General features: G+C 39.5%; 24 protein-coding genes and 1 pseudogene. 24 read left to right on the top strand and 1 reads right to left on the bottom strand.

From position 1 onward, the window contains the following. The first annotated feature begins 138 nt into the window (after nucleotides 1–138). The 16 genes and pseudogenes from MKY59_RS07250 (at nucleotide 139) to MKY59_RS07325 (ending at nucleotide 14,969) form a co-directional block, all read left to right on the top strand. Nucleotides 139–905, top strand: a pseudogene (locus tag MKY59_RS07250) (nucleotidyltransferase domain-containing protein). Nucleotides 906–1,400: 495 nt separating this feature from the next. Then, on the top strand, nucleotides 1,401–2,054 hold the full coding sequence (locus tag MKY59_RS07255; protein ID WP_339276805.1) for a lysozyme inhibitor LprI family protein: 654 nt from the start codon (nucleotides 1,401–1,403) through the stop codon (nucleotides 2,052–2,054). Nucleotides 2,055–2,249: 195 nt separating this feature from the next. After that, nucleotides 2,250–2,939, top strand: a complete 690-nt coding sequence (locus tag MKY59_RS07260) for a hypothetical protein (RefSeq protein ID WP_339276807.1) — start codon at nucleotides 2,250–2,252, stop codon at nucleotides 2,937–2,939. A 791-nt stretch (nucleotides 2,940–3,730) separates the two neighbouring features. Next, nucleotides 3,731–5,530: a serine hydrolase domain-containing protein gene (locus MKY59_RS07265; RefSeq protein WP_339276809.1), complete on the top strand. Its 1,800-nt coding sequence runs from the start codon at nucleotides 3,731–3,733 to the stop codon at nucleotides 5,528–5,530. Between the two features lie 132 nt (nucleotides 5,531–5,662). Further along, entirely contained in the window at nucleotides 5,663–5,989 is a 327-nt protein-coding gene (locus MKY59_RS07270) for a hypothetical protein (protein WP_339276810.1), read from the top strand. 161 nt (nucleotides 5,990–6,150) lie between these two features. Then, nucleotides 6,151–6,426 carry a tyrosine-type recombinase/integrase gene (locus MKY59_RS07275; protein ID WP_339276811.1) on the top strand — a complete coding sequence of 92 codons (276 nt, stop codon included), beginning with the start codon at nucleotides 6,151–6,153 and terminating at the stop codon, nucleotides 6,424–6,426. Between the two features lie 23 nt (nucleotides 6,427–6,449). Continuing rightward, on the top strand, nucleotides 6,450–6,593 hold the full coding sequence (locus tag MKY59_RS07280) for a tyrosine-type recombinase/integrase (protein WP_339278347.1): 144 nt from the start codon (nucleotides 6,450–6,452) through the stop codon (nucleotides 6,591–6,593). A 208-nt stretch (nucleotides 6,594–6,801) separates the two neighbouring features. Continuing rightward, a complete protein-coding gene (locus MKY59_RS07285; protein WP_339276813.1) occupies nucleotides 6,802–7,845 on the top strand; it encodes a hypothetical protein in 1,044 nt (347 codons plus the stop codon). Nucleotides 7,846–8,004: 159 nt separating this feature from the next. Then, nucleotides 8,005–8,334: a DUF3024 domain-containing protein gene (locus MKY59_RS07290; protein WP_339276815.1), complete on the top strand. Its 330-nt coding sequence runs from the start codon at nucleotides 8,005–8,007 to the stop codon at nucleotides 8,332–8,334. A gap of 280 nt (nucleotides 8,335–8,614) precedes the next feature. Beyond that, a complete protein-coding gene (locus tag MKY59_RS07295) occupies nucleotides 8,615–9,367 on the top strand; it encodes a serine hydrolase domain-containing protein (RefSeq protein WP_339276816.1) in 753 nt (250 codons plus the stop codon). A 391-nt stretch (nucleotides 9,368–9,758) separates the two neighbouring features. Beyond that, nucleotides 9,759–10,235 carry a Cthe_2314 family HEPN domain-containing protein gene (locus tag MKY59_RS07300; protein ID WP_339276818.1) on the top strand — a complete coding sequence of 159 codons (477 nt, stop codon included), beginning with the start codon at nucleotides 9,759–9,761 and terminating at the stop codon, nucleotides 10,233–10,235. A 391-nt stretch (nucleotides 10,236–10,626) separates the two neighbouring features. Next, nucleotides 10,627–11,361, top strand: coding sequence for a DUF1643 domain-containing protein (locus tag MKY59_RS07305; protein WP_339276820.1), 735 nt, complete (start codon nucleotides 10,627–10,629; stop codon nucleotides 11,359–11,361). Between the two features lie 146 nt (nucleotides 11,362–11,507). Continuing rightward, the gene (locus tag MKY59_RS07310) at nucleotides 11,508–12,167 is read left to right on the top strand and encodes a hypothetical protein (RefSeq protein WP_339276822.1); all 660 of its coding nucleotides are present in this window, start codon (nucleotides 11,508–11,510) and stop codon (nucleotides 12,165–12,167) included. 185 nt (nucleotides 12,168–12,352) lie between these two features. Beyond that, entirely contained in the window at nucleotides 12,353–12,817 is a 465-nt protein-coding gene (locus MKY59_RS07315) for a hypothetical protein (protein WP_339276823.1), read from the top strand. A gap of 172 nt (nucleotides 12,818–12,989) precedes the next feature. Then, nucleotides 12,990–13,760, top strand: a complete 771-nt coding sequence (locus MKY59_RS07320) for a nucleotidyltransferase domain-containing protein (protein WP_339276825.1) — start codon at nucleotides 12,990–12,992, stop codon at nucleotides 13,758–13,760. 477 nt (nucleotides 13,761–14,237) lie between these two features. Then, nucleotides 14,238–14,969 (top strand): hypothetical protein, encoded by a 732-nt coding sequence (locus MKY59_RS07325; RefSeq protein WP_339276827.1) that lies wholly within the window; start codon nucleotides 14,238–14,240, stop codon nucleotides 14,967–14,969. A 460-nt stretch (nucleotides 14,970–15,429) separates the two neighbouring features. Here the strand turns inward: MKY59_RS07325 and MKY59_RS07330 are convergent, their stop codons facing one another. Then, nucleotides 15,430–15,804: a hypothetical protein gene (locus MKY59_RS07330; RefSeq protein WP_339276829.1), complete on the bottom strand. Its 375-nt coding sequence runs from the start codon at nucleotides 15,802–15,804 to the stop codon at nucleotides 15,430–15,432. Nucleotides 15,805–16,094: 290 nt separating this feature from the next. On the opposite strand from MKY59_RS07330, the gene MKY59_RS07335 reads away from it, so the two are divergent. From MKY59_RS07335 to MKY59_RS07370, 8 genes are all read left to right on the top strand, one after another. Continuing rightward, nucleotides 16,095–16,421 (top strand): GNAT family N-acetyltransferase, encoded by a 327-nt coding sequence (locus tag MKY59_RS07335; RefSeq protein WP_339276831.1) that lies wholly within the window; start codon nucleotides 16,095–16,097, stop codon nucleotides 16,419–16,421. 186 nt (nucleotides 16,422–16,607) lie between these two features. Continuing rightward, the gene (locus tag MKY59_RS07340; RefSeq protein WP_339276832.1) at nucleotides 16,608–17,174 is read left to right on the top strand and encodes a histidine phosphatase family protein; all 567 of its coding nucleotides are present in this window, start codon (nucleotides 16,608–16,610) and stop codon (nucleotides 17,172–17,174) included. A gap of 145 nt (nucleotides 17,175–17,319) precedes the next feature. Beyond that, nucleotides 17,320–18,045 carry a hypothetical protein gene (locus MKY59_RS07345; RefSeq protein ID WP_339276834.1) on the top strand — a complete coding sequence of 242 codons (726 nt, stop codon included), beginning with the start codon at nucleotides 17,320–17,322 and terminating at the stop codon, nucleotides 18,043–18,045. A 198-nt stretch (nucleotides 18,046–18,243) separates the two neighbouring features. Then, a complete protein-coding gene (locus MKY59_RS07350; RefSeq protein ID WP_339276835.1) occupies nucleotides 18,244–18,792 on the top strand; it encodes a hypothetical protein in 549 nt (182 codons plus the stop codon). A 260-nt stretch (nucleotides 18,793–19,052) separates the two neighbouring features. Further along, a complete protein-coding gene (locus MKY59_RS07355; protein WP_339276837.1) occupies nucleotides 19,053–19,649 on the top strand; it encodes an AAA family ATPase in 597 nt (198 codons plus the stop codon). 74 nt (nucleotides 19,650–19,723) lie between these two features. Next, the gene (locus tag MKY59_RS07360) at nucleotides 19,724–20,101 is read left to right on the top strand and encodes a hypothetical protein (protein WP_339276839.1); all 378 of its coding nucleotides are present in this window, start codon (nucleotides 19,724–19,726) and stop codon (nucleotides 20,099–20,101) included. Between the two features lie 445 nt (nucleotides 20,102–20,546). Beyond that, a complete protein-coding gene (locus MKY59_RS07365; RefSeq protein WP_339276840.1) occupies nucleotides 20,547–24,182 on the top strand; it encodes an S-layer homology domain-containing protein in 3,636 nt (1,211 codons plus the stop codon). 406 nt (nucleotides 24,183–24,588) lie between these two features. Continuing rightward, nucleotides 24,589–25,200, top strand: a complete 612-nt coding sequence (locus tag MKY59_RS07370; protein ID WP_236414907.1) for a hypothetical protein — start codon at nucleotides 24,589–24,591, stop codon at nucleotides 25,198–25,200. Nucleotides 25,201–25,369 lie beyond the last annotated feature (169 nt).

The raw sequence follows: 25,369 nt of genomic DNA on the forward strand, positions 1-25,369 counted from the left end.
ACAGATACTTCGCTTAACCTAATATTCACGCTGCGGCCATACGCCCTGGGTCGGGCATTCGCCGGACACTCCGCATACGCTGAGTCGTGAATACAGGAACGTTAGCCGAAAGAAGTTCTTAGTTTAGGAGGAGTCTATATGATATTAGAAAAAGTTATAAATAGAATTGTAATACAAAGTGAATATAAGGATTTGGTTGATAAGTATATAGATCAGATCCTTACCGAATTTAAAGGTAAGATTCATAGCATATATATGTGTGGCTCGATTCCAAAAGGAACTGCTAAACCTTTTAAGTCAGATGCAGACTTTACTATTGTCTGTGTAATCCCAAAGATATTGATTACGAAAGATTGACAAATATTAAAGACAGGCTTTTGAAAGAATATCCAATAGTCACTAAGATTGATACGATCATTTGCTCGATTGACGATGTATTAAGTAAACCGAATGAGTGGGGTTTTTGGGTTAAGATTATTTGTGTTTGCATGTATGGTGATGACATTGGTGAAAAAGTACCACCGATCATTATTTCTCCAGAGTTCATTCTAGACTTAAATACAGAGACCACGGAAGAAGTAGGTCGTGTACGTCGTTCACTTTCTACTGCTAGTGATCACACGATGAAAACTAGATATATTAAAGGGTATTCGAAAAGATTAATTCGTGCATTATACTCTTTGGTTTTAGTAGATACAGGTGTATGGCAAGATGACATTATTGAGATGAAGAATGCCATATTAAACTATTGTGAGATTGACTCCGCTTTAGTTGATTATTTGTATGCTTGTTACTTGGATAGTAATGTACTTGTTGAAGAGTTTCTGGGAATTGCAGATGAAATATATAGCTATTTTGAGAACGCGTTAAATGCCATGGCTGCTTCCGGAACTTCCCTCGACTAACACCATATTGACGCTCCGGGTCACTCTGAGAAGCGAGTGACCACATCCAGCCCCCTAAGCCCGTCGGGACGTCACTGCATAGGTGTTCGGCAAGCCTCACAACTATAAGTATGCCCATTAATTAGCAATCCCGAATTTGTAGTCGAATATGCCAATCTAAAGAAAGAGCTGGTTATTAAATATAGAGAAATTCGCCAGTCTTATACGAATGGGAGGACCGAATTTGTAAATTAAGTACTTAATGAATGTGGAAAGACTTTATAGGTAGTTCAAGGGGATGGATGCATCATATAACAACATATTCACGCTGCGAGGCTGACTCCCCTTGGTCTGCCAAAGGTATTTCGAGGAAGTCGTAACAGGCAGACACTCCTACGAGGCTAAGTCTTCAACCCAGTTACTGATGGTCCTTTAAAGCCTCTCGGGTTCGTGAATACTACAACGTTATGCGCCATTACCGGTAAATATAAAAGAAAATATTTAAGGGGATAATTTATGAAAGGAAAGATACTCTTATTATTTTTTATGACGATCGTGTTTTCATCTTGTCAAAATAGTAGTCAATCGACTACCTTAAACAGCGAAACTAAATCAATAATGAATTCTAAACTGCCTCCTGATGCAGTGAGTACAGGTAATGGAACAGAATCGAAAGAAATAACTGAAGGTCAATCGGATCCTTCTAATAATGAAGTGTTATCCATGAGCATTGGGACCTACGATTTGAGTGGGGAATTTTATGATGAAATGCTTCGAAATCCTATAGATCATGATTATGAAGTGGAATTAAATGAATTTCAAAATTCCAAAGAGATTATTACAACATTGGAATGGGGGGCGTTGGAAAGCAAATATACAGAGATCTGGGATAAAGAGTTGAATCAAATATATAAAAAGCTTCTTTCTAAGTTGGATAGAGAACCAAGAGAAGCATTAATTGAATCGCAGAAAGAATGGTTAAAGTATCACTTAAGGGAAACAAAATTTGTAGAGAAGACATTTATTGATAATGGTTACCTTGGATCACAAGGATCAGTAAGCTTAGGCACGGTTATACGGGAGAGAATTAGGGAAAGAACAATGCAATTATTTGAATATCGATATTTGCTAGATGGTGAAGTTGAGTTTGTATACCGAAGTAAAAAATAGATTTGGAATCTTGATCAAAGGTTTTTAAGTGATGCTTCGAAGACAAACGGCGCATGACACCATATTCACGCTTCGGGCCATTCGGCCCTCGGTCCGGCCGATGAATTTCGGGGAAGTAGAGGTAGCCAAATACATTAGATTTCGTATGGCTTGGATGAGTTCATATAATTTAATTAGAGCATGGATGTGGAAATCGTGAGAACATTATTGAAGACAATTTACTTGTTATTTGCTGTGGGTGTCGGCATCGGATGCTGTTACTCATACATATTTTTTATCTTTAATATTGGTAATGGAGGATTTAGCGCTGATAACAAGCCTGCCGCTTTTGGAGTTGCTGCTCTGGCGCTAATGGGAACCATAGTTTTTTTACTGCTTGGCAGGCTCATTTACCATTCTGACGCCTATATTGTCCCAAGTATTGCGATCATTTTTGGTGCTGCGTTTCTGACAATGCCAGCTGTTGAAGTCGGTAATAGTGTGATTGGTATTTATCAAACACACCGAGCAAAGCCGTATGTGGAAAGTTATATGAATGAACTAAAAACAAGTTTTGTTGAGAAAATAGCTCCATTGGAATTTGATGATCAAGAAAGCAAAACCGAAACTCTACGTTACTGGAGCAATAATGGGCATGATATTTGGATTAAATTAAGAAAGGATAATGAAACACTGACAACAGAGGATTTAAATAACGTAATCAATGCCTTGCCTTCAGCTAAGTATGAAGTAAGAGTATTCATATATTATAAAAGTTTTGAAGAATATCCGAACGATCAGTATTCTATTGATTTTACGATTCGAAATAACCCAAATGTTCAACCGTCTTGTAGATCAGATGACTTTGAGAGTAATCTATGTAATTTTATAGAGGCCAATAAATAATATTGAAGAAATTACGTATTTACCCGATTCGAATTGATTGATAAAGGGATGGCAGGAACAACATAATAAACTTTGGAACCTACTCTTCAAAAGGGCATGCGAAAACCGTACAAGATGAGGTTACCCGATTACTGGCAAAGTGTTATACGAAATTTTGGGTAATCGTAATTATCGGAGAAGAATTTGAAGGCTGGAAAACCGAGTATATAGGATATAGGAGAGCACTAACACCGAAATGGAGTGATGAGATCATTACTCCAAAATTAGTAGGCGAAATCATGGATTGGTGCCTCTTGAAAGATAAAGAGTTGACCATTGTTAATTGGAAAGGAGAAATCATCGAGTAGAACTAGTTTCTATGTATATCTAGAAGCTAGAAATATCAGCTATATAAACCGCAAAAAACAAACAAACGTTAACGGAGAGGCAGAACCAATCTGGAGAAGCAAAGCGTTCGCATTTATCACCGGATTTTCCCCTTAGAAAAGGGGAATCCCAAAAATCTGGGGATAACAGCGATCGGAAGATGGTACTGCACTCGCAGTGCCCTAGTGAAAATGATTAGTGCGGTTTATATAACAATATTTTTTCGTGACGGAGTGACAAGAGTTAACAGATCTATCGGGGAAGTGGAGCACGTACAGAGAAAGCATGTATGAAATACATATAAACTCATATGAAAGCGTATACGAGATCGCAGTCATATCTGGACCGATTGGAGGATCATTAAGCCTGAAGAACATGAAATGGGTTAAATGTAGCGTTATTTTGAATAAAAAGGAGTGTAGCTCATGCAAATCAGTCGAAGGTATCACACTGTAAACAAAGTCATCGCTAGTGTACTGTCATTCATATTTATCATTATGGCAATAGCGGTACCTGCCTACGCCGAAGAAGAACAGGTTGAGACTACACCATCCAGGATTCCTTTATCCGAGTTAGAGGAAACGATTGATGCTTATGTTGCCTCGTATGAGAAGTATACGGCTGCCGTTTCCGTTGTGGCGATCAAAGATGGTGAAACCATTGTGAATAAGGCGTATGGCTTTGCGGATATTGAGAATCAGCGAAAGGCAGACACGTCCACTGTTTTTGAATGGGCTTCGATCTCTAAACTGTTGGTCTATACAAGTGTGATGCAGCTTGTCGAACAAGGAAAGCTTGATTTGGAGACGGATATCAGAGAATATCTGCCAGAGGGATTTTTCCAAAAGCTCAAATACGATGAACCGGTTACCCTAATGAACCTGATGCATCACAATGCGGGTTGGGAAGATCAAACAGCGACCGAAGTGTATTATTACGCCGAGAATGAAACGTATGATTTAGGAGAGACGTTGCGTAAAAATGAGCCGAAACAGATCTACAAACCGAATAGCGTCGTTGGTTATTCAAACTATGGCGTTGGACTAGCCGGTTACATCGTGGAATTGGTAAGTGGCCAACCTTTCTATGAATATGTTAATCAACATATTTTTGAACCGCTTCATATGAACGACACTACGATTCATCCAACAGGGCAAAATCGTCCAGACCTCGTGCAAAGAAGGAATGAGATTGAAGGGTATACGAAAGAGTTGAAACGGATCCCTGAGAACAGAGTATATGTAACCTTTTATCCTACTGGGGCAGCCATGGGGACAGCAGAAGATTTAGGGAAATTCCTTGCAGCGCTGATGCCTGTTGATGATAGCCATGTATTATTTGCAAAGAGGGATACGTTAGATGAAATGTTGTCAACAAGTCTATATTATGACGGGACTTCGATTCCGCGATTTGCGCATGGGTTCGTTGAGATGGAATACGGGGTACCTACACTGTTGCACGAGGGGAATTTAAAAGGATTTTCAAGCAAAGTTGTCTTTGATCCCAAATCCAAATTTGGAATGGTGGTCATGACAAACATTGCGTTTGAGGAAATTTATTATTATGGGCTTATTAGCAAAATTTTCGGTAACAGTACATACGTTAATTCGGTTACTTCTGAGAAAGGAGGATATTTCCAATCTGCACGACGACCCGCCTCTAGATTTACTGATTTATTTAGGCAGCTGGATATAACCAAATTTTCAAAAGCGGAGTTAAGTAGTCTTTATAATGTGGTCGAGCATAATGGCGTTGTTGAGAAAATTTCCTACACTCCTTACATGGATTACTTGCCTGTATCGAGTTTAACGGTAAACTTGATTACAATATCATTTATTCCTGTTGCGCTAGCTATCATTTTCAGCTTGGGTGTTTTGATCGGCTACATCATCCGGATGCTTCTTTACAAATTTAAAAAACGAGGAAATCCTCCAACCCATTTTGATACATATTATTTTGCCATTCATTTCGCAGGTGTGTTGCTGCTTCTGAATCTTTTTATCATCTTTACCAGACTTCCAAGTTATCCCGCTTATTCTTCGTTACGCATTCATTTAGGGTTTAACCTACTATATGTAGTTCTGGCCGTGGCGTATCTTGGCTTGCTTATTTATAAACTGCGGAAGAGCAGTTACGGCAAAAAGCAAAAGGTGATGTACATCATGTCTGGCATCTCGGCTTTTATATTGGCTGTTTTTATCGTCGGATGGAATTTGTATGTTTAGAAAAGTAGGAATTGATAAATGGATGACTTAAGCATATGGAGAGATGCCATGGTTAGACTTCGTAATGCCGATCTCAGGATGCAGGATGTCAAAGGTAAGTTATTCATAGATCAAGGATAAGGTGGTCAAAGAATGGAAGCTAAAATGTTGTTTGACGTTGGTTTAGTCTTTGAAACACCTGAATTCGGAACCGTCGTTATGGGTGCCAATGCAGAGTTAGATGGACTACTTCCTTCAACAATCAAAGAGATAATTGGTGCACAGATAATCATTAAAAAAACGGATGGGGAAGAACAAATATTTGAAGTTGATTCTACTCAAATTAATCATTCTATAGCCGACAAGAAGAATATCGGTATATGTTTGGGGAAAGAGATATCCCCTGACGAAATATCTGCTGGTTTAATCGTCTACTGTTATTCATCAGGACAAATTGATCAGTGGTGCAGGCTTGAGTAGATGCTATGGAGTAGAGGTTTGTCATTGAACTTGCTATGCTTATCCTCTACTTTTACAACATCATAAATGTTCCGAAAGCATCGGAAGGTTATCTGATTCCCTATTTGGGATGAAGAGAGCCTTCCTTTTTTATTTTTCAGAATTTCGGAGAAAACATAGCTATGCAAATAAGGTTGCGTCTGCGTTGCAGTGATCTGGATATTGAAAGGAAAACAATCATCGTGAGACAGGGGAAGGGGCACAAGGATCAGAGGACGCTTCTTTCAAATCTTGCCTGGGATATCGTGCAGAAATACATAGCTGAATATAGACCTAATCGTTGGCTGTTTCCGGGGCAATCTTCTGATCGACATCTTACCGAGCGGAGCGTGCAGAAGGTTTTTGAAGAAGCAAGACGACGTGCAGGTATTGAGAAAAAGGAAGTATTCATGCACTGAGGCATTCCTTTGCCACTCATTTGTTGGAAAACGGGACAGACCTGCGCTACATTCAGGAGCTGCTTGGTCATACGAGCGCACGTACAACTCAGCGATATACGCATGTTAGTTCGAAGAATATCCAGCGTATTCAAAGCCCGCTGGATCGGATGGATTTTGGGGATTGAGGGCTACTCGAAGTCTCCCTTATTCTCCAAACTTTTCTACGCAAATGTAACATTTTGGGTTATCATATACGTAGTTCGGATAACGTACAGGATGTGTGGTATTTACGAAGTACATAAATTAGATGTTATCTGAAAGATGGACACCAACAAAATACAATTATTAGAATTTAATAATTTAATAAAAATCAAAACAATAGGAGTGAGTAAAATGAATGACGATTTTTTGAAATTATTAAAAGAATCAATGGTGTTAATTGAAAATTATTGTGAAGGTCAAGAAAATCAAAAATTATTTCAACTTAGATTCTTTGATTGTATTCATTCAAAAATAATACCAAAGTATTTTAAACCTGAAGAAAACAATCACCTAACTATTTTGTTCTATAAACAATTACTAAATGAGATCAAGAAATACGATAATAATTTCTATAACGAAATTCACAAGGGTGTCCCGTATTTTTTCATTGGATGGTATTCATTTCTATTGAAACAATACGATCAATCAATTTTTTATTTAGATGCATCGTTGGCAGAAGATAAAAAAACACACAAAAAAAACGATGTTTGGTTACATTCAGGGGCAGCCAATTTTTTTAAACTAAAAGCTAACTATAGTGGGGCATATAATATATTTAACGATCGAAAGTTGCCTGATTTAATTTTTAATCTAATAAATAAATATAATGAACTTTGTGAGGAGATAGATACGAAAATTACTATACAAGAATTTACTAATAAATTCGTTGAAAAATTAATAATTGAAGATAATACAGCAATTATCACTACTTTGTATTCTTTTATATTGGAGTTCGAAGATATTCAAGAAATGATTAAACTGCGTAGTATCAACGGTGGAACAATTGAACCAATGATAATTCATTTATTCAAAGGAGCTGTAATATTTGAAACTCTTATTAAAAGAACAAATAAAAGGCCAGATGGAAAAGATTTCATGGTGTTGAATGGTCTCTTTACACATGAAACCAGTCCGTTTGTAAGTAAATACCCTGAGTTTACTATCAATGGAGGACACATTGAACAACTTAATGAAATTTTAATTCCCCTCATAAATGATGAATATAGTAACTTTGTTTCTGCAGCATTTAATACAGTCTACAAAATTAGAAACTCAACTGCTCATAATCTATCATGGGATGATGTTTTTATTGATGATAACTATGAAAAAATGTTTCTTCAAATAATAAATTCTATATTTATAGTGATACAGAGAGAATACATAAAGACACCATAATTACAGCATTCATGGGTTATTACACAGAAGATAGAGAGATTTCGGGAGGCAGCCGGACACACCTGGCATTCGCCAGGCGTTCGTGAATACGGGAACGTTATGAGACATCATTGTGATATAAATAGAGTAAAACGGATCAAGGAGGGAGAGACAGAAACCATGGATGACTTTACGAAGAAGCGGATTATGAAGATCATGGACAAATACACTAAAAATGCAGTACCAGAACATATGAAAAGCCAAATAAGAATCAGTTATAAGATCAGAGGAAATCATGTAACATTGATTGAAGAAAGACAAGGATTCAAAAGTGATCAATGGGTGCAGATGCCAGTAGCTCAGTTTAGATTAGGTGAGAATGAATGGAAAATATATTGGCAAGACAGTAAAGGGAAATGGCATTTCATAGATGATATCGAACCGAATGAAGATTTTGAAACACAGTTAAAGATAGTGGATGAAGGACACAACGGAATGTTTTGGGGATAGTTCGCAGAGGTCAATGACATCTCATAACATAATATTCAAGCAGCGGCTCCTATGGAGCCTTGGTCTGCGGATGGATTTCGAGGAAGCAGTTCGGCAGACAACCCCTTTGGGATTCGTGAATACAGGAACGTTATCGGAAATCAGCCCAAAGAATTAAATGGCTTTAAGAACTATGTTTTTCTAAGCCATAACGGCACAAAGTAGGTTTTATTAATGGTTCTTAATTATATAGTTTGGTTTATTATTATTTTTTAGAAGACTTACAATAGGGAGAACCACATTGAAGAAAATACTAAGTAAAACAGGCACATTAACAGTATGTGTCATCCTACTTATCGCAATCATTACCACTATAGCGTGTTGGGATGAACTTGGGAGTTTGGTAAGGACAGGGAATTATGATAGTACGGATAATATGGTAGAAACCATAATGGCCAAATCAGCGACTCCAGGGGTGGCTATGGTAGTATCAGAGCGGGGCAAGACAGAATATAAGAATTACGGATATGCAGATGTTAATAATCAAAAGAGGGTAACTGAAGAGTCATTATTTGAGTTGGGATCGACTACAAAGGCATTTACGGCTTTGGCCGTTATTTTATTAGAAAATGAGGGCTACTTATCTCTTTCAGATTCTATTACAGATTATATTCCATCGTTTGAGCCAACCATTATGGGTGAGAAAGTTAATATTACGATTCATCAGTTGTTAGCTCATACAAGTGGAATTCCACCGTGGAGTATTCGGTTAATTCCTGAAGGTACCACGGAGGATATGCTTGAAAAAACGATACATAATGTGTCAGACATTGCATTAGATACGTATCCTGGGACAGCTTGTAATTATGCTACAGTTAATTATGATATTTTAGCGATGATTATTGAAAAAGTTACAGGCAAACGTTATCAGGATTACATGACTGAAAACATACTGGTTCCTTTAGGAATGACTGATAGTTATTTTTCAACAGGTCAGGAAAAGGAAACTGATAAACTTACCAAAGGATATCGTGTTTTTTTGGAAAAAGCTTAGAATATGATGCCCCTAGATATTGGGGCTTACTTCTATCAATTGTATTTTATCGATAATAATTAATATTAAAAAATGGGAATTATTAGAAGTGGTTTATAAAAAAACTAGAGGTGAAATGTGAAAAATCACATACAATTGTTTGTCTGATCTTGACTTCTCAAATCTTTAAAGAAGAGAAAGGTATATTTCGAAGAAGGCGCTGACATCCGATAACACAGCATTCCTACTGCGGGCATTCGCCCTTGATCGCTAAGAAGGATTTCTAAGGAGTTTATCCAAGCGATACATTCAACCAGCTAAGTCTGACGACACATTTCCTACGGTCACTTAAGCTGTTTGAACGTCAGGAATGCCAAACGTTATGAGAAATCATCAAGAAAGGGGGATAAAGATGAAGTACGTTAGATATCCGACTGAAGAAGAATGGCATGAAATTTTGAATCAAAGTCCATTTATAGGATTCCAATTTTCATCTACTGATTTTGTTGATAACGCTTCAGATGCAACGGTCTTTTTTGATGGACCAATAATCAATTCATATGGATCATTGCTAGTGCATAGATTTAAGGCACTGCTTGAAAGCTATATCATGTTAAGTTTCTATTATCAATTAGGAATACCGGATAACGTAGAAGATAAAAATAATAGTGAAATATTTGAAAAGTTTGAACCCCATCATTTTGGAAATAAAGAAAAGTTCGATTACTACTCAGATGTTTTTTATCTTAAAGCATTTTCATGTTTAGAAGCTATAGGACACATACTTAAGGAACGATACAACCTAAAAGTAAAAAAAGTAGAGTTCAAAAATATAGTTAGAAAGATGAAAAATGAAAATCCTGATTTATTTAAAAATTTAGCGAAATAACAGAGAATGATGAGTTTATTAAAGCGAATACTTATAGAAATCAGATAACCCATAATCATTCTCCTAATTTACCTGGCATACATCGACTTAAAGATATTAACGGAGCAGTAATAGAGGTAGAGACAGAATACTACAATTCGAAGAAGGTACACCACAACATCTTATCAATGTCAGAACTTCTTAAGAAGACAATAGAAGTGATTTGTGAGTAAGGCGCTGAAGCTGATGACATCTCATAACATAATATTCACGCTGCGGACATTCGTCCTTGGTCCGGCATTCGCCGGACACTCAACATGCGTCGAGTCGTGAATACAGGAACGTTATAGTAAATCAACTCAGAGTTTAAATATAGTTTACAGAAAAATTTATTTAGAATGAGGTTATTATTATGACTAATAAACAGTATCCTAATTTTATTGATCGTGAAAATATTTTTTCAGATAAAGAAAAGATAGCAAAGGTAGAAACTTTTCTATCTTTTGAAAAAAATAAAAGTGAAAAAATAGCTGAAAATGAACTCTTTATAAGAAAGGTTTTAAAACTTCCCCTAAAGAAAGCTACTGGCTCAAAAAAAATTTGTTTTTGTTTAATGAATCCCAGCAAGGCTGATAAGCAGAACTCAGACGATACCGTAAATATTGTGCTAAAGTTCGTTGAAAAATTAATGAATGAAGTAAATAGCCAATTTAAAAATATTGGAGAAGTTGTTGTTGTGAATCTCTTCCCAACTTACGAGACGAGATCAACTTTTTTAGGAACAGTTATAGAGGGATTACAAAAAACAAATAAGCTTGATCACTTACTTTGTAGTAACCAAACAGAAATTATGAAGGAGGCCAAAAATAGTGAATGGATTATCTTAGGCTGGGGGAACTGTCCTGAAAACTTATGTGTTAATCTTCATAAATGTGAAACTAACAAAATATTAGCTACCTTATACAAGGTGCAAAAAGGATCAAGCATTTATGTTTTTGAGGATAAGAAAAACGAGGGATTGACCAGAAAGAAACAGCCAAGACACCCAAGACGTTTACATACGGACACTTCAATAATATCAGAGATCAAAATCAAAAAAAATAAACAAGGTAATGATAAAATTGCTACATACGAAATTGAATTTTAAAAAAGTTGACATCCTATAACATAATATTCACGCTGCGAGCATTCGCTCTTGGTCCGGCATTCGCCAGACACCCAGCATATGCTGGGTCGTGAATACAGAAACGTTATGCGAAATAGATCAAGATCATTTAAGGAGTTGAAGAACAAATGAGAAATCTAGAGACAGAATTGATTCAAAGCCACCAAGCATTATTCGGTGATTATTTTATGGAAGAAGAAGAGGCAAACAATTTTATATTAGAGAAGCTTAATTACTCCCAAAGTTTAGTGCCGCGCAGAATGTTAAATACTGCTCAGAGATTGATAACTTTATCTGACGAGATAGATATAATTCGACCTGGAAGAAGAGACTTAAGTATCTTCTTTTTGATTACCTGTATCGAGTCACTATATGGTTTCATTCCAGCAGTAAAACTGAAAAAACAAGAAATAGCAATTCACTTTTTTGAGAACTATTTTAATCAAGATGATAAGAAAATTATTCAAGAAAGTATAACTATTTCTGGTATTAACGATGAAGTTTATTATAAAGAAGAAATAAGTATGTCAGAGTTCGCTTTACTTATGACATCTATTAGAAATAATGTTGCACATGAAGGAGTTTACTGGACATTTCATTTTAATGAAGAAGATTATGATGGAAGAACTTTAAATATAGTCAAAGCTAAGTTGAAAAAGGATGAGGGATATAATCAAATTACATATGAAGTTGGGTTAACATATCGACAATTTAGGAACGCATGTATAAGAGCTTGTATTTCTTTGATAAATGATCAATTCCAAAAAGCTAAAGATTCTTCACTGTAGCTAATCTACTTCGCATAACATAATATTCAAGCTTCGGCTCCTTACGGAGCCTTGGTCTGCTTGTAGAAAATCAATGAGGTATCTCAGCAGACACATCCGGCTACGCCGGACATTGTGAATACAACAACGTTAACTGAAACTGTCCAAAAGATATAATATAAAACCAAAGATGAGGAAAATCCAAGATGATTATCCAAGATGATATGATAGTACATTTTAATGAGAATGTGGAGCTGGAAGCCGAAGTTCTATATTCATTTTTATCGGACGAGGATGATTTACTGTTTGGAGAATGGATTAGTGGCCTTCCCTTGGAGTTTATAGAAGAAAGAACAGTATTATTAAGTACACAGTGGATATTTGACTGGTTACCTGAACAACAAACTAAGATTTATTGGTATAAACCTAGATCTAAGGAAGAACTTAAACAGTATTTTTTAAAGAATTTATATCCCCCATATTATTGTGTTGTTCTTCCTCGCGGAAAGGAAATTACAGAATATAAATATATCTTGTATGCTTATGAACATGCTGAATTTAATAATGAAGAATGTACGGCTTTATTTGTTATGAAGGAGAGTATCCTAGGGAGCTTTAAAAGAGATGTAAAACCTATTCTAGAAAAATTGATAAAGAAACAGTCAAATTGAAGGTTTTCTATGAAATCCAAGAAGTGGAAGGCATGAGCTAACACCGTATTCACGCTGCTGAACTTACGCTCCTTGGTCTGCCCGAGGCAATTCGGGGGAATAGAATCGGGCAGAACGTCATGATTACAACAACGTTAGCCCGAAAGAAGTTCTTAGATTAGGAGAAGTCTATATGATATTAGAAAAAGTTATAAATAGAATTGAAATACAAAGTGAATATAAGGATTTGGTTGATAAGTATATAGAAAATATACTTACCGAATTTAAAGGTAAGATTCATAGCATTTATATGTGTGGCTCGATTCCCAAAGGAACGGCTAAACCTTATAAGTCAGATGCGGACTTTACTATTGTCTGTGCAAATCCCAAAGATATTGATTACGAAAGATTGTCAAATATTAAAGACAGGCTTTTGAAAGAATATCCAATAGTCACTAAGATTGATACGATCATTTGCTCAATTGACGATGTATTAAGTAAACCGAATGAGTGGGGTTTTTGGGTTAAGATCATTTGTGTTTGCCTATATGGTGATGACATTGGTGAAAAAGTACCACCGATCATTATTTCTCCAGCGTTCATTCTAGACTTAAATACAGAGACCAAGGAAGAAGTAGATCGTGTACGTCGTTCACTTTCTACTGCTAGTGATCACACGCTGAAAACTAGATATATTAAAGGGTATTCGAAGAGATTAATTCGTGCATTATACTCTTTGGTTATAGTAGATACAGGTGTATGGCAAGATGACATTATTGAGATGAAGAATGCCATAATAAAGTATTGCGAGATTGACTCCGGTTTAGTTGATTATCTGTATGCTTGTTACTTGGATAGTAATAATGTACTTGTTGAAGAGTTTCTGGGAATTGCAGATGAAGTATATAGCTATTTTGAGAACGCGTTAAATGCCATGGCTGCTTCCAGAACTTCCCTTGACTAACACCATATTGACGCTCCGGGTCACTCTGAGAAGCGAGTGACCACATCCAGCCCCCTAAGCCCGTCGGGACGTCACTGCATAGGTGGTTCGGCAAGCCTCACTTATAAGTAGCGATTCTTAGGGACCAGGACATCGTCTGTTTTCTGATCTGAAATCCATCATAGAACATAGACTCGGGGATCTAGTACTTAGAATTGAGCACGTTGGTCCTTGGTTATACGAGCGCACGTACAACTCACGATATACGCATGTTAGTTTGAAGAATATCCAGCGTGTTCAAAGCCCGCTGGATCGGATGGATTTGGGGGATTGAGGGCTACTCGAAGTCTCCCTTATTCTTCAAACTTTTCTACGCAAATGTAACATTTTGGGTTATCATATACGTAGTTCGGATAACGTACAGGATGTGTAGTATTTACGAAGTACATAAATTAGATGTTATGTGAAATCAATTAAAAGATTAAGAAGGGACATATAATGATCGAATTACTTCTGAAATTTTATAAAAAGAAAGTTATTTCATATCATTTAGTATTTCGATTTATGAAAGTGAAATATCGGCTAATGAGATACTCTTTTTTAATTTTTGTAATATCCATATTGCCGATGATTTACGGATTAACTTTAGGTCTAGCATGGGAAGAATCTCGTACATTGTCAATTGGATTTATATTTTTCTTTATTTTTATGCTGATTGTAATGAAAACTATGGACGTACTAGTGAACAATCAAGCTAAAACAATTTTAAAACAGAAATATAATATTGAGCCAAATGGTTTATCTTGGCGAAATGAAAAATTTGAAGAGATGCAATTGAACCTTATAAAAGAATATTTAATCAGCGGCTCATTATATAAAGAGGACAAAATTAAACTGTTGATAGAAATGATTGAGAAAGATATCGATGCAAGAAAACTTTCACCACTTATCAACCCCGGAATTTTCATTTCTTTGTTTGTACCAATTTGGATACAATACTTAGTCTTTAAATACAGACCAATAGAGACTGAAGTGGAAGCTACCGTAATGCTATTAAGTGGCACTTTTTTAATGCTAACAATAATTATTTTAATGAATGTTATTAAGAGATTTTCTAATGAAATAAAAGAGATAATTTTGACTGATGATAACGTATATAAAAAAACGTTGTTGGAAAAACTTAAAGATATATTGATAGTTTATAAAGAAGATGAAACCAACAAACATTGACTTCACATAACATAATATTCACGCTGCGGACATTCGTCCTTGGCCCGGCATTCGCCGGACACCCGACATACGTCGGGTCGTGAATACAGGAACGTTATAGGAAATCAGCGCAAAACAAAAATATAAACATAGCTAAACCAAAGATGAAAGGAGAATACTGATGTATGAGAACTCTGAAAAAAAAGATATGATTCTTTAGAAAGATCCAACTGTTTCATTGGTGGTAATGATGTGTGGCGTAGCGGGCTCTGGTAAAACTACTTTTACTCAGCAGTTAGAGAAAGATGGTTAAAAAATAACCAAATTCAATTTGAAAAAAGACTCAGGGCGTAGAATAAGCAACCCTGAGCCTTTGTTGCGTTCAATAAAATCGTAAGCCTTGGACGATAAATAAGCCCTAGATTGCCGCTGGTATAGTAGACTGTCGTTTTCCTATCCCAAAAGGCCATATTATTTAGTGTTATTGTCTTATAATAAGAATGTCTCGAGGTGCTCTTCCAGTGCTTTGAATTTGAGATATTTCCGTGTTAGTAAGATTGCGGCCTACCAAGATTAACGAAGATGTGACGTTGTTGAAATTGAAATTACCCAAGTTAGCCACATTTTGACTGCCACGGAACACCCGGAATGACCCCTGAAAGTTAATTCCCGAAAACAGTACAAGTGTTACTTGAGTGCTTTGCACAACATTTCTGAGTCGAAAGCTTGAAAGCGCATTGTCAAACCGAAATGCTCCAAGATCACGAACCGCAACCCCTCCACGTCTGAAGAGGATCCGACGACCAGAAAAATTGTTACGAGACCAAAGTGAAAGACGTACATCACTATTTGCCAACTAAATCACTCCTTTTCTAAGGTTGATATAGTGTATTGCGGTTTTTAGGAATGGTGTAGACAAATAGAGCAGGGTAATAGTCTGATTTTACTAAAATAGGATAGGTGTCGGTCGTATGACAAAGAGCGCTGATTTAGTCGAAGAATTCAAAGAATTTTTTATGGCAACGGAAAGGCAGAACCAATCTGGAGAAGCAAATCGTTCGCATAAAAGCTTTCTGAAAGAAAGCTGCATCGGAAGCATAGACTGATCACCGGATTTTCCCCTTGAAATAAGGGATCAAACTGGGGATGACAGCGATCGGAAGATGGTACTGCACTCGAAGTGGTGAACGGAGAGATCGATGGTTTATTTTGACTAAGGAAATTGATGATGTTAGGAAGTACAATTATTTAGCTCACTTTTTTGTTCTTCGTAAATATAGGAGATTGGGTGTTGGGAGAAAGGCTGCAGAACACATTTTGAAGAAATCTAGTGGAGAATGGGAGCTTTATCAGCTATTAAAGAATGTACCAGCACAGAAGTTCTGGGATAAGGTAATAGAAGAAGTTTCAGAAGGTGAAGTAAAAATTAGAATGGATAATGAGAAGAGGTATCAAACCTTTACTTGTAAGTAGCTTCATGGCTGGCTCACATTACTCTATATGTTCATGCTGTATACCAGCTGTGTGTGTTGTAGATATGTCCTCAGCCTAAACCTGTTTATAATTTGGTATGCTGCGTTGATTGGCACAGACACTTGGTTGAGTGAGTAAGGATAGTTTGCAATTCGATTTCACACTTTGCTATGCAAGGAGGAACCTATGAAGACCATCGTTTACATGGTTAGGCATGCGGAGTCACCATACACGGAAGGCACGGAGAGAACGAGGGGACTTACCTTGGAGGGTAAGGTGAAGGCGGCCCAAATCACAGAAATATTAAAGGATGAAGGAATACAGTCTATGATCTCAAGTCCTTATGCCAGGGCTATTCTAACCTTGGAGGGGTTGGCAGCAGAGTTGGAATTAGATATTCAGGTTATGGAGGATCTTCGGGAAAGGCATTTTTCAGATGATATGATTACGGATGAAGAATTTGAGCCTGCTGCGAAAAGGATGTTTGAAGATCCTGATTATGCATTACCGGGAGGCGAGTCGAACAAGGTTTGCCAGAGTAGAGCTGTAGGTGTATTGAAGCAGATTTTAGAAGATAATAAGGGGAAAAAAATAGCGATCGGCACACACGGACATGTGATGACGTTGATGATGAATTACTTTGATTCAAGTTACGGATTGGATTTCATGAATCAGACCAGCAAACCGGATATCTACCAATTAGAATTTGAAGAGATGGAGCTAGAGAAAGTGACAAGGCTGTGGGAAGAATAGGGCAATTAATCATGCATGAGAACGCTTGTTTGTAAATGTGGATGCAGGTAAAATATAGATATCATTGAATATGGAGGGGGGGAAGATATTACGGAAAAATGGAGAGAGTGGTCGTGTGATCGGACCGAGAAGAAGGGGGATATTCATGGATCAACAGGAATATGGCCGCTATTTGTTAGCGATGGGCGGTGAAGAGTTTGAGCCGGAAGATGATGAGCAGATTGAAGCAGACCATCTTTACGGATTTTTCCAGTGGTTTATGCCATCAGGAGCAGATGTTGAACGTGTGTTTGAGCCGATTCCAGACGGCCAGCGTTTCTTGGACAGAATACGTCCGATTTATGCGATGTTGAATCCCGAAGACTTCACCGGCGAATATGTGCCAGGTTATTTCAATGGTGGACATGAGGATGCTTCGGAGGCAACGCTGCGTGGTCTGGGGGAGGAGTTAATTCGAGGATTGAAAGGCCTGTTCTCCATGGTACCGGAGGATGACGAAGCAGCGGACATGGCTAAGGAAGCATTACAGGATTTGGCCTGTCTGACGGAAGTCGTCGTGCTGCCGCAAGGGGAAATTGGCAAGTTAGAGCAAAGGGCAATTCAAGGCACGAATGAGGAAGATCGCGATGCCGTTTACGAAGCACTTGGAGACCTGCTCAGCTCACGCAGCGATTACGATGAAGCAATCGAAATCTTGAGCGAGGCATACTATTCTATCGCTTGCGATTATTGGGTAGCCTATTATTTGCAATGGCCCCGTTATCAAGGTTTGCAGGAGGCGGAAGACTGCCTGTATCCTTACTTTGAGCTATACCGCTATGGCTATAACCTTCACTGGACTCAAACGAAGCTATTCATTGGCAGGCGTTAAAGAGCGTTGGGGCTGGGAATTAGCGGCAGAACGTCCCATAGCCAAAACAGAGGACAAGAAAAAGAAGAATGAAAGTGGAGTAGAATCGTACGTTTACTCTTGAAGTAGAACATCTGGAGAGACATTGATATGTTAAACGGAGATATTCCAAGCGCTCCAGGTCATGTTGAATATTTTTCCTAACAAGGAGTTATTGGTATGAAGATCGAACCTACGAAAGAGTTTGCTTGTAAGCTAAGCATTATGCTCGAGAGTAAACTGATCTGGTACAAACACTTTCAGCCTTTTTGTGATGACATTATCCTTGCATACACGAAACCGCCGTACTGGATCATCGAATTAGCTGCAGTGCGTTATCAAGGCAGTGCTATTGAAATCGTTAACAAATACATTCTCTCAGAACCTTTTGTTGATGATTACCGTAACTCATTATTCGATCAATACATTGCTTGTTTGTACATAAAATACGATAGAAGAGAAATATCCTGGGCCAGCTTTTTGCTGGGGTCAGGACAATATTCAGACCATAATCAAGCGGTGAAAGAGCCTTGTGAATACTTCTTTGAATTATTAAATGAATATGAAGCTGAAGAATTCAATGTTGAGCTTGAGTATAGACAAAGAGAAGAGATACAGCATAAGTTTCGGAACGAAATTATTGAAATGCAGGCCATGTATGATGTATTTAGGGAATATTTTAAACAATATATTAAGAAGGAAAGAGGGGCATCAGATGGAGCGAGGTAACGGTCAGGAAAGAAGGGAATAAACCATCCAAGCCAATGGTATAGGCCAAGTGTTGATGCACTTGGTCTTTCTTTAAATTGATGATAACACATGAGAAAGGATGATCAAGGCTAAATTGAAAATAAGGGGAGACCAAGGAGGCTTCCTTTTTCACAGTTGAATGAACCCTTCGCTTATGTACTTGAACCAGCTCTGATTTAGTGATAATACAAGAACATGTTCTAAAAGATAAGCCAATTTAAATGATAAGGGTGATGGATGTGGAACGAGGACTCATTATATTTTTAAACGGAACATCAAGTTCGGGTAAGACGAGCATCGCGATGGAAATGAAAAAGCAGGGAGAGATTCCATTGCATCATCTATCTGTAGATCAATTTTTCCAAAATTATGACCAGTTCATCGATACTACATATCCAGATATGAAACCAACAAGAGAATTGGAAGCTCATGTGATGTCAGATATCCTTTTCGGCCCGATTGGCTCATTGTACTATGCAACCATTAAACTGTTTTCGGAAATGGGTCTGAATGTGATTGTGGATACGGTCATCAGCAATGACAAGTGGTTTAACGGTTTTTATGATTTGCTTTCAGATTATCCGATATTGTTTGTAGGCGTACACTGCTCGAAAGAAGAACTCGCCAGAAGAGAGCAGAGCAGGGGAGATCGCGAGATTGGACTTGCCCATTCCCAGTTCGACTACATCTACGCTTATGATGAATATGATCTGAAAGTGAATACGGAAGAACTCAGTTCGGCTGCATGTGCAGAAAAGATATTAAGCTATATGAAGTCTGAGGAGGAATGTTCGGCATTTAAGAAGTTAAGTAGAAGAGAGGTTAATGTTTTATAGAAGGTGAATGCCTCAGATCCCACCACAGGGACTATTGCCTATGTGTCCTGAGCCAGGAAGAACTGGCTACGGTATTGGCAGGAAAAAGCGTAGCTCTGATCCGTCCACTGGATTCTCTCGTGCGCGTCCATTCGGCGGCTCATCGGACAGGCGCGGTGCTGTACTGTGATCCAGGTCTGCGCGTTCCGTTATTTGTAGCAGACACCTCCGACACGGCCTATCATATCTTGGTTGAGAAATTACCTGCTGTACAAGCGAGTCATTACTTCTTTCTGAGTAATCAGCTTATGCAGGATGGGGTATCGACCACAGAGCAACGGGTCTTGGGAATGGTTGGTGGGGCTGAGGGACAGCAGGTGCATTCAGTTGATGCCGCGATGTGGATTGGTTGTTATGGGCTGATGGGTATCCATGGGATTGTGGATCAGATTGAGCAGGCGTTGTTGGGGTGAGGGTAAATCCTGTGCCACCTATAGAGAGGCTAGTGAATTATCTAACCAGACGTATAGACAGGTCATCTTTTGTCTCAGGAGGGGGAAAAGTGGCCTGTTTTTTAGTTTTTAGCGAGGTACAAATAAAAGAAGAGTAAGTTTCGTTATCGGAACGGTATGTTTCATACGATGTAATATAGTCAACATTCACAATGCAGACGTTATGAAGGCTAGATCCATATTACACTAAAGAAAAATCAAAAAAATATGCTTAAAGTCCTAAAAATAGTTCATAAAGCACAGGAATTCTCTTCGAGAATGTCGCAAAATGGGTTTTATCTAAGTAGAAAAGGAGATATAGTATCCATCGAATATGAGAACACATTGACTAGATATAGTCTGATGCTTACCTTACAGCAATGGTTGCACATTCAGGATTAAATTTAAATGACAGGGGAAATAGTCAATGAAGAACGTAATACGTAAATTGATGGTCCTGCTTACCATTGCATTAACCTTCCAGACGGGACTCGGTAATTATATGACGCCGACCACCTTTGCAGCTACGGGTCCTGTGTTAACTGTAACTGGAGGTTCGGCTTCATTCGTGGCTGGAGATAATGCGCCCTCCACTCCGATTGCTATCGACTCTGGCGTAACCATAACTGCAGATAGCAGCACTACCCTTGCAAGCGCAACAGTGGCGATTACAGGCAATTTTTATGCTAGAGAAGATGTACTGATTTTCATCAATGATGGGCTGATCAAGGGGAACATTACGGCCAGTTATGATGCATCTACTGGCGTGCTGACGTTGACATCATCGGGCGGAACTGCAACGTTGGAGCAGTGGCAAGCCGCTTTGAGATCAATAACTTATACAAATACGGCGATCACGCCAAATACGGCGACGCGTACGGTTAGCTTCACGGTGACGGACGGCGTCAATACAAGTAGTACGGCGACACGAACTGTAACGGTGACGGAAACCGACCAGACACCGATCGTGACCACGAACGGTGGTTCGACCAATTACATCTCTGGAACTTCGACTTCGGTCGCTATTGACGGCGGTCTGACGGTATCAGACCTTGACAATGCAACCTTGAGCAGCGCAACGGTTAGCATCACAAGCCACTTCGACGCGGGAAAAGATGTACTGGATTACACCAACGATGGGACGATCATGGGAAATATTACGGCGAGTTATAATCTATCTACTGGTGTGATGACGCTGATATCATCAGGCGCAACCGCAACGTTGGCGCAGTGGCAGAGTGCGTTGAGGGGAATTTCGTTCTCAAGCACGAGCGCCACGCCAGGGCAGCGCATTATTAGCTACGCTGTAAGCGACGGAACAAAGACCAGCGCTGCTGCTACACATACTATGGAAGTAACAGTGATCACGCCTCTGAGTCTGACTACAAGCAGCGGTTCGGCTTCATTCGTGGCTGGGGATAATGCGCCCTCCACTCCGGTCATTATCGACTCTGGCATAACGGTAAGCGCAGATAGCAGTATTACGCTTGCAAGCGCAACAGTGGCGATTACAGGCAATTTTCATGCTGGAGAGGATGTACTGAGTTTCATCAATGACGGGCGGACCAAGGGGAACATTACGGCCAGTTATAATGCATCTACTGGTGTGCTGACGTTGACATCCGCGGGCGGAACTGCAACATTGGCGCAGTGGCAAGCCGCTTTGAGATCAATTACTTATACAGATACGGCGATCACGCCAAATACGGCGACACGTACGGTTAGCTTCACGGTAACGGACGGCGTCAATATGAGCAATACAGCGACACGAACGGTGATGGTGACGGATACCGACCAGACACCAATGGTGACCACGAGTGGTGGTTCGACCAATTACATCTCTGGAACTTCGACTTCGGTCGCTATTGACGGCGGTCTGACGGTATCAGACCTGGACAATGCAACCTTGGCCAGCGCAACGGTTAGCATCACGAGCCACTTCGACGCGGGAAAAGATGTACTGGATTACATCAATGATGGGACGACCATGGGAAATATTACGGCGAGTTATAATGCATCTACTGGCGTGATGACGCTGATATCATCAGGCGCAACCGCAACGTTGGCGCAGTGGCAGAGTGCGTTGAGGGGAATTTCGTTCTCGAGCACGAGCGCCACGCCAGGGCAGCGCAACATTAGCTATATCGTAAGCGACGGAACAAAGACCAGTGCTGCTGCTATACATGCAGTAGAAGTAACGGTGATTATGGTTCCTAATCTGACTACAAGCAGCGGTTCGGCTTCATTCGTGGCTGGGGATAATGCACCCTCCACTCCGGTCGTTATTGACTCCGGCATAATGGTAACCGCAGATAGCAGCACCACTCTTCCAAGCGCAACAGTGGCGATCACAGGCAATTTTCATGCTGGAGAAGATGTACTGAGTTTCATCAATGACGAGCGGACCATGGGGAATATAACAGCCAATTATGATGCATCTACTGGTGTGCTGACGCTGACATCAGCGGGCGAATCCGCAACGTTGGAGGAGTGGCAAGCCGCTTTGAGAGCAATTGCTTATACAGATAAAGCGATCACGCCAAATACGACGAGGCGTACGGTTAGCTTCACGGTGACGGACGGTGTCAATGTGAGCAATACAGCGACACGAATTGTAACGGTCGCGGCCACCAACCAGACACCAATTGTGACCACGAGTGGTGGTTCGACCAATTACATTTCAGGGAATAGTACAGCTTCGACTCCGGTCGCTATTGACGGCGGTCTGACGGTTTCTGATCTTGACAATGAGACCTTGGCCAGCGCAACGGTTAGCATCACGAGCCACTTCGACGCGGGAAAAGATGTGTTGGCTTACATCAATGACGGGAAGACCATGGGAAATATTACGGCAACTTATGATGCTCTCATGGGCATGCTGACGCTGACGTCCGCAGGTGGAACCGCAACGTTGGCGCAGTGGCAGAGTGCGTTGCAAGCCGTTACTTACAATAATACATCCGTCTCTCCAAATACGGCGACGCGCACGATCAGCTTCACCGTAAGCGATGGTACCAAAGTTAGCAGCATCGCAATGAAGAGCGTTACCTTGCAGGCATTAAGCAGTTTAAGGGCTACTCCGAATACGTTAAGCGTACTGACCGGGCAGACGGCATCGGTGGCGGTTACTGCTATTTTTTCAGATCAGGCGCATATAGATGTGACCTCATCGGTAACCTGGACTGTTCGCAATCCGTCAATTGCTAATGTTATCAGTGGGAGAGTTACTGGTAAGGCGACAGGTAGTACTGTCGTCAGTGCTGTCTATGGAGCCCAATCGGTAGATATAAACGTAACAGTAACCGGCGCGCCAGTTTCGGGGCCAGAATCCTCTACGAGCAGTTCGACCAATACAAGCAGTTCAACCAATACAAGCACTTCAATCGATACGAGCACTCCGGCTAAATCGGACCCTTCAACGCCTCCAGCTCAGGAGACCAAGCATTTTCACGCTCTTGTTGAAACCGATCGCCTCATAGCTTTTATACAAGATGCATTGGCCGGTAACTCTGTAACGTTCCAGGATGTGGCGTCCCATTGGGCTTCCAAAGATATTTTATCCGCTGCCAAGATAGGAATAATCAATGGCTACCCAGACGGCAGATTCAGACCGGATGCTTCTATTACGAGAGCAGAGTTCAGCACACTTCTTGTTAAAGCATTTGCCCTACGTTCAGGAAGCGGAACGATTGAGTTACGGGATATTCAGACCTCCTGGGCGCGAGAATCTATAGAAATTCTTGCTTCCAATGGAGTTATCAACGGGTACTCTGACGGAACGTTCCGTGCTGATCAGAGGATTACACGAGCCGAGATGGTTGCTATGATTTCGAAAATTCTGATTTTTCAGGATAGTCCATCTGGCGATGCCCCAACATTCGTTGATGTAGCACCCAAGCATTGGGCGAAGGAGATCATAGAAGCGGCTGCAAGGGCTGGATTACTCGAGGGCAAGAGCCAAAATAGGTTTGAACCGGACGCCAACCTCACGAGGGCGGAAGCGTTAACGGTGATCATGCGCATGCTGAGAGAGAATCCAACGATAGATCAATTGCTGGGTTAACCATGAAATAGCTCATAGCTTCTAAGCTGAGTAGAGGTAAGGAATAGATTTGTCCCCCCTTGTTGTAACAGGTGTATAGCTAAAACCTGCTATAGTGAGGGGGGATACCTATTTAAAATTGGTTTGTTCGACTCCCTATGGGATGAAAAAGAGCTTTCCTTTTTTGTTTTGGAATCACATATATTCGACGTGTTCAAAGTCCATTGGGATCATATAGGCATTGGAAAATGAGCATCTGATATATTTCCCTTTTTCACCAAATTTTTCTTCGCAAATATCGCCCCATAGGTTATCATATACGTAGTTCAGATTATAAGGCAGAATGTGTTGTATTTACGAAGTACATAGATTAGATGTTATGTGAAATCATCTCATAGAAAAGCATTTTACCAAAGGGAGATCAAAAATGAATTCTGAAAATTTTTCATGGACAGAAGTCTACTCGTCTTGGAAATATTTTGTTGAAAATTATAGCTGCAAATCTATTGAAGACCCGATCTTCAAACAAGTTCAAATACAATCACAATCGAATCCTAATCTCAACATTGGAACTGGAATAATAGATTGGTGGCCGACTAATGAAATTGAATATAGAACAAAAAAGTTAAATGATAGAGGTATCCTAGGTGCTGATTGGGATACGGTAGTAGGTTTTAACCGAACTGCTGAAATGTTATGGGAAAACAAAGAAAATAATGAAAAACAAGCTCTGATTTGGATTGCTGCTGGATTGAATGAAATATTAACTCATCTCCCAGAAGAATGGAGAGGAAACACGTATAGATTTATCTACGAAACTAAATTGAATATTATGAAAGAATTTAAAGATAGAAATATGTGGACATGGCACGCCTCGACCAAGAATTTCTTGCCTGTCAAAGTTAATAAATTCATGCAATTATATTCTGCCCCGATGGAGATATATAACTTAATAAATATTATAGCTATCGATAATGCTTTTTCAAGAAATGCATGGACATTAGTGCATGTTTCTCGAGAAGAAGATGACTTCGACTAACATAATATTCACGCTGCGGGCATTCGTCCTGGATCCGGCATTCGCCTGACACCCAACATTCGTTGGGTCGTGAATACGGGAACGTTATGAGAAATCATCAAAACATAGGAGGTATAAGAGACGAGTTTTATCTGGGGAAGAGTCCCCAAGAAGCGTATCAAAACCCTTA

It is taken from the genome of Paenibacillus sp. FSL W8-0426 (assembly GCF_037969725.1).
Classification (GTDB): domain Bacteria; phylum Bacillota; class Bacilli; order Paenibacillales; family Paenibacillaceae; genus Paenibacillus; species Paenibacillus hubeiensis.

What these genes read in the sequence shown, in the direction of transcription:
- MKY59_RS07365 (WP_339276840.1), top strand. Translation starts at nt 20,547, where the DNA reads ATGAAGAACGTAATACGTAAATTGATGGTCCTGCTTACCATTGCATTA.
- MKY59_RS07320 (WP_339276825.1), top strand. Translation starts at nt 12,990, where the DNA reads ATGATATTAGAAAAAGTTATAAATAGAATTGAAATACAAAGTGAATAT.
- MKY59_RS07340 (WP_339276832.1), top strand. Translation starts at nt 16,608, where the DNA reads ATGAAGACCATCGTTTACATGGTTAGGCATGCGGAGTCACCATACACG.
- MKY59_RS07315 (WP_339276823.1), top strand. Translation starts at nt 12,353, where the DNA reads ATGATTATCCAAGATGATATGATAGTACATTTTAATGAGAATGTGGAG.
- MKY59_RS07300 (WP_339276818.1), top strand. Translation starts at nt 9,759, where the DNA reads ATGAAGTACGTTAGATATCCGACTGAAGAAGAATGGCATGAAATTTTG.
- MKY59_RS07370 (WP_236414907.1), top strand. Translation starts at nt 24,589, where the DNA reads ATGAATTCTGAAAATTTTTCATGGACAGAAGTCTACTCGTCTTGGAAA.
- MKY59_RS07325 (WP_339276827.1), top strand. Translation starts at nt 14,238, where the DNA reads ATGATCGAATTACTTCTGAAATTTTATAAAAAGAAAGTTATTTCATAT.
- MKY59_RS07270 (WP_339276810.1), top strand. Translation starts at nt 5,663, where the DNA reads ATGGAAGCTAAAATGTTGTTTGACGTTGGTTTAGTCTTTGAAACACCT.
- MKY59_RS07265 (WP_339276809.1), top strand. Translation starts at nt 3,731, where the DNA reads ATGCAAATCAGTCGAAGGTATCACACTGTAAACAAAGTCATCGCTAGT.
- MKY59_RS07305 (WP_339276820.1), top strand. Translation starts at nt 10,627, where the DNA reads ATGACTAATAAACAGTATCCTAATTTTATTGATCGTGAAAATATTTTT.
- MKY59_RS07255 (WP_339276805.1), top strand. Translation starts at nt 1,401, where the DNA reads ATGAAAGGAAAGATACTCTTATTATTTTTTATGACGATCGTGTTTTCA.
- MKY59_RS07285 (WP_339276813.1), top strand. Translation starts at nt 6,802, where the DNA reads ATGAATGACGATTTTTTGAAATTATTAAAAGAATCAATGGTGTTAATT.
- MKY59_RS07345 (WP_339276834.1), top strand. Translation starts at nt 17,320, where the DNA reads ATGGATCAACAGGAATATGGCCGCTATTTGTTAGCGATGGGCGGTGAA.
- MKY59_RS07275 (WP_339276811.1), top strand. Translation starts at nt 6,151, where the DNA reads ATGCAAATAAGGTTGCGTCTGCGTTGCAGTGATCTGGATATTGAAAGG.
- MKY59_RS07290 (WP_339276815.1), top strand. Translation starts at nt 8,005, where the DNA reads ATGGATGACTTTACGAAGAAGCGGATTATGAAGATCATGGACAAATAC.
- MKY59_RS07310 (WP_339276822.1), top strand. Translation starts at nt 11,508, where the DNA reads ATGAGAAATCTAGAGACAGAATTGATTCAAAGCCACCAAGCATTATTC.
- MKY59_RS07350 (WP_339276835.1), top strand. Translation starts at nt 18,244, where the DNA reads ATGAAGATCGAACCTACGAAAGAGTTTGCTTGTAAGCTAAGCATTATG.
- MKY59_RS07335 (WP_339276831.1), top strand. Translation starts at nt 16,095, where the DNA reads ATGACAGCGATCGGAAGATGGTACTGCACTCGAAGTGGTGAACGGAGA.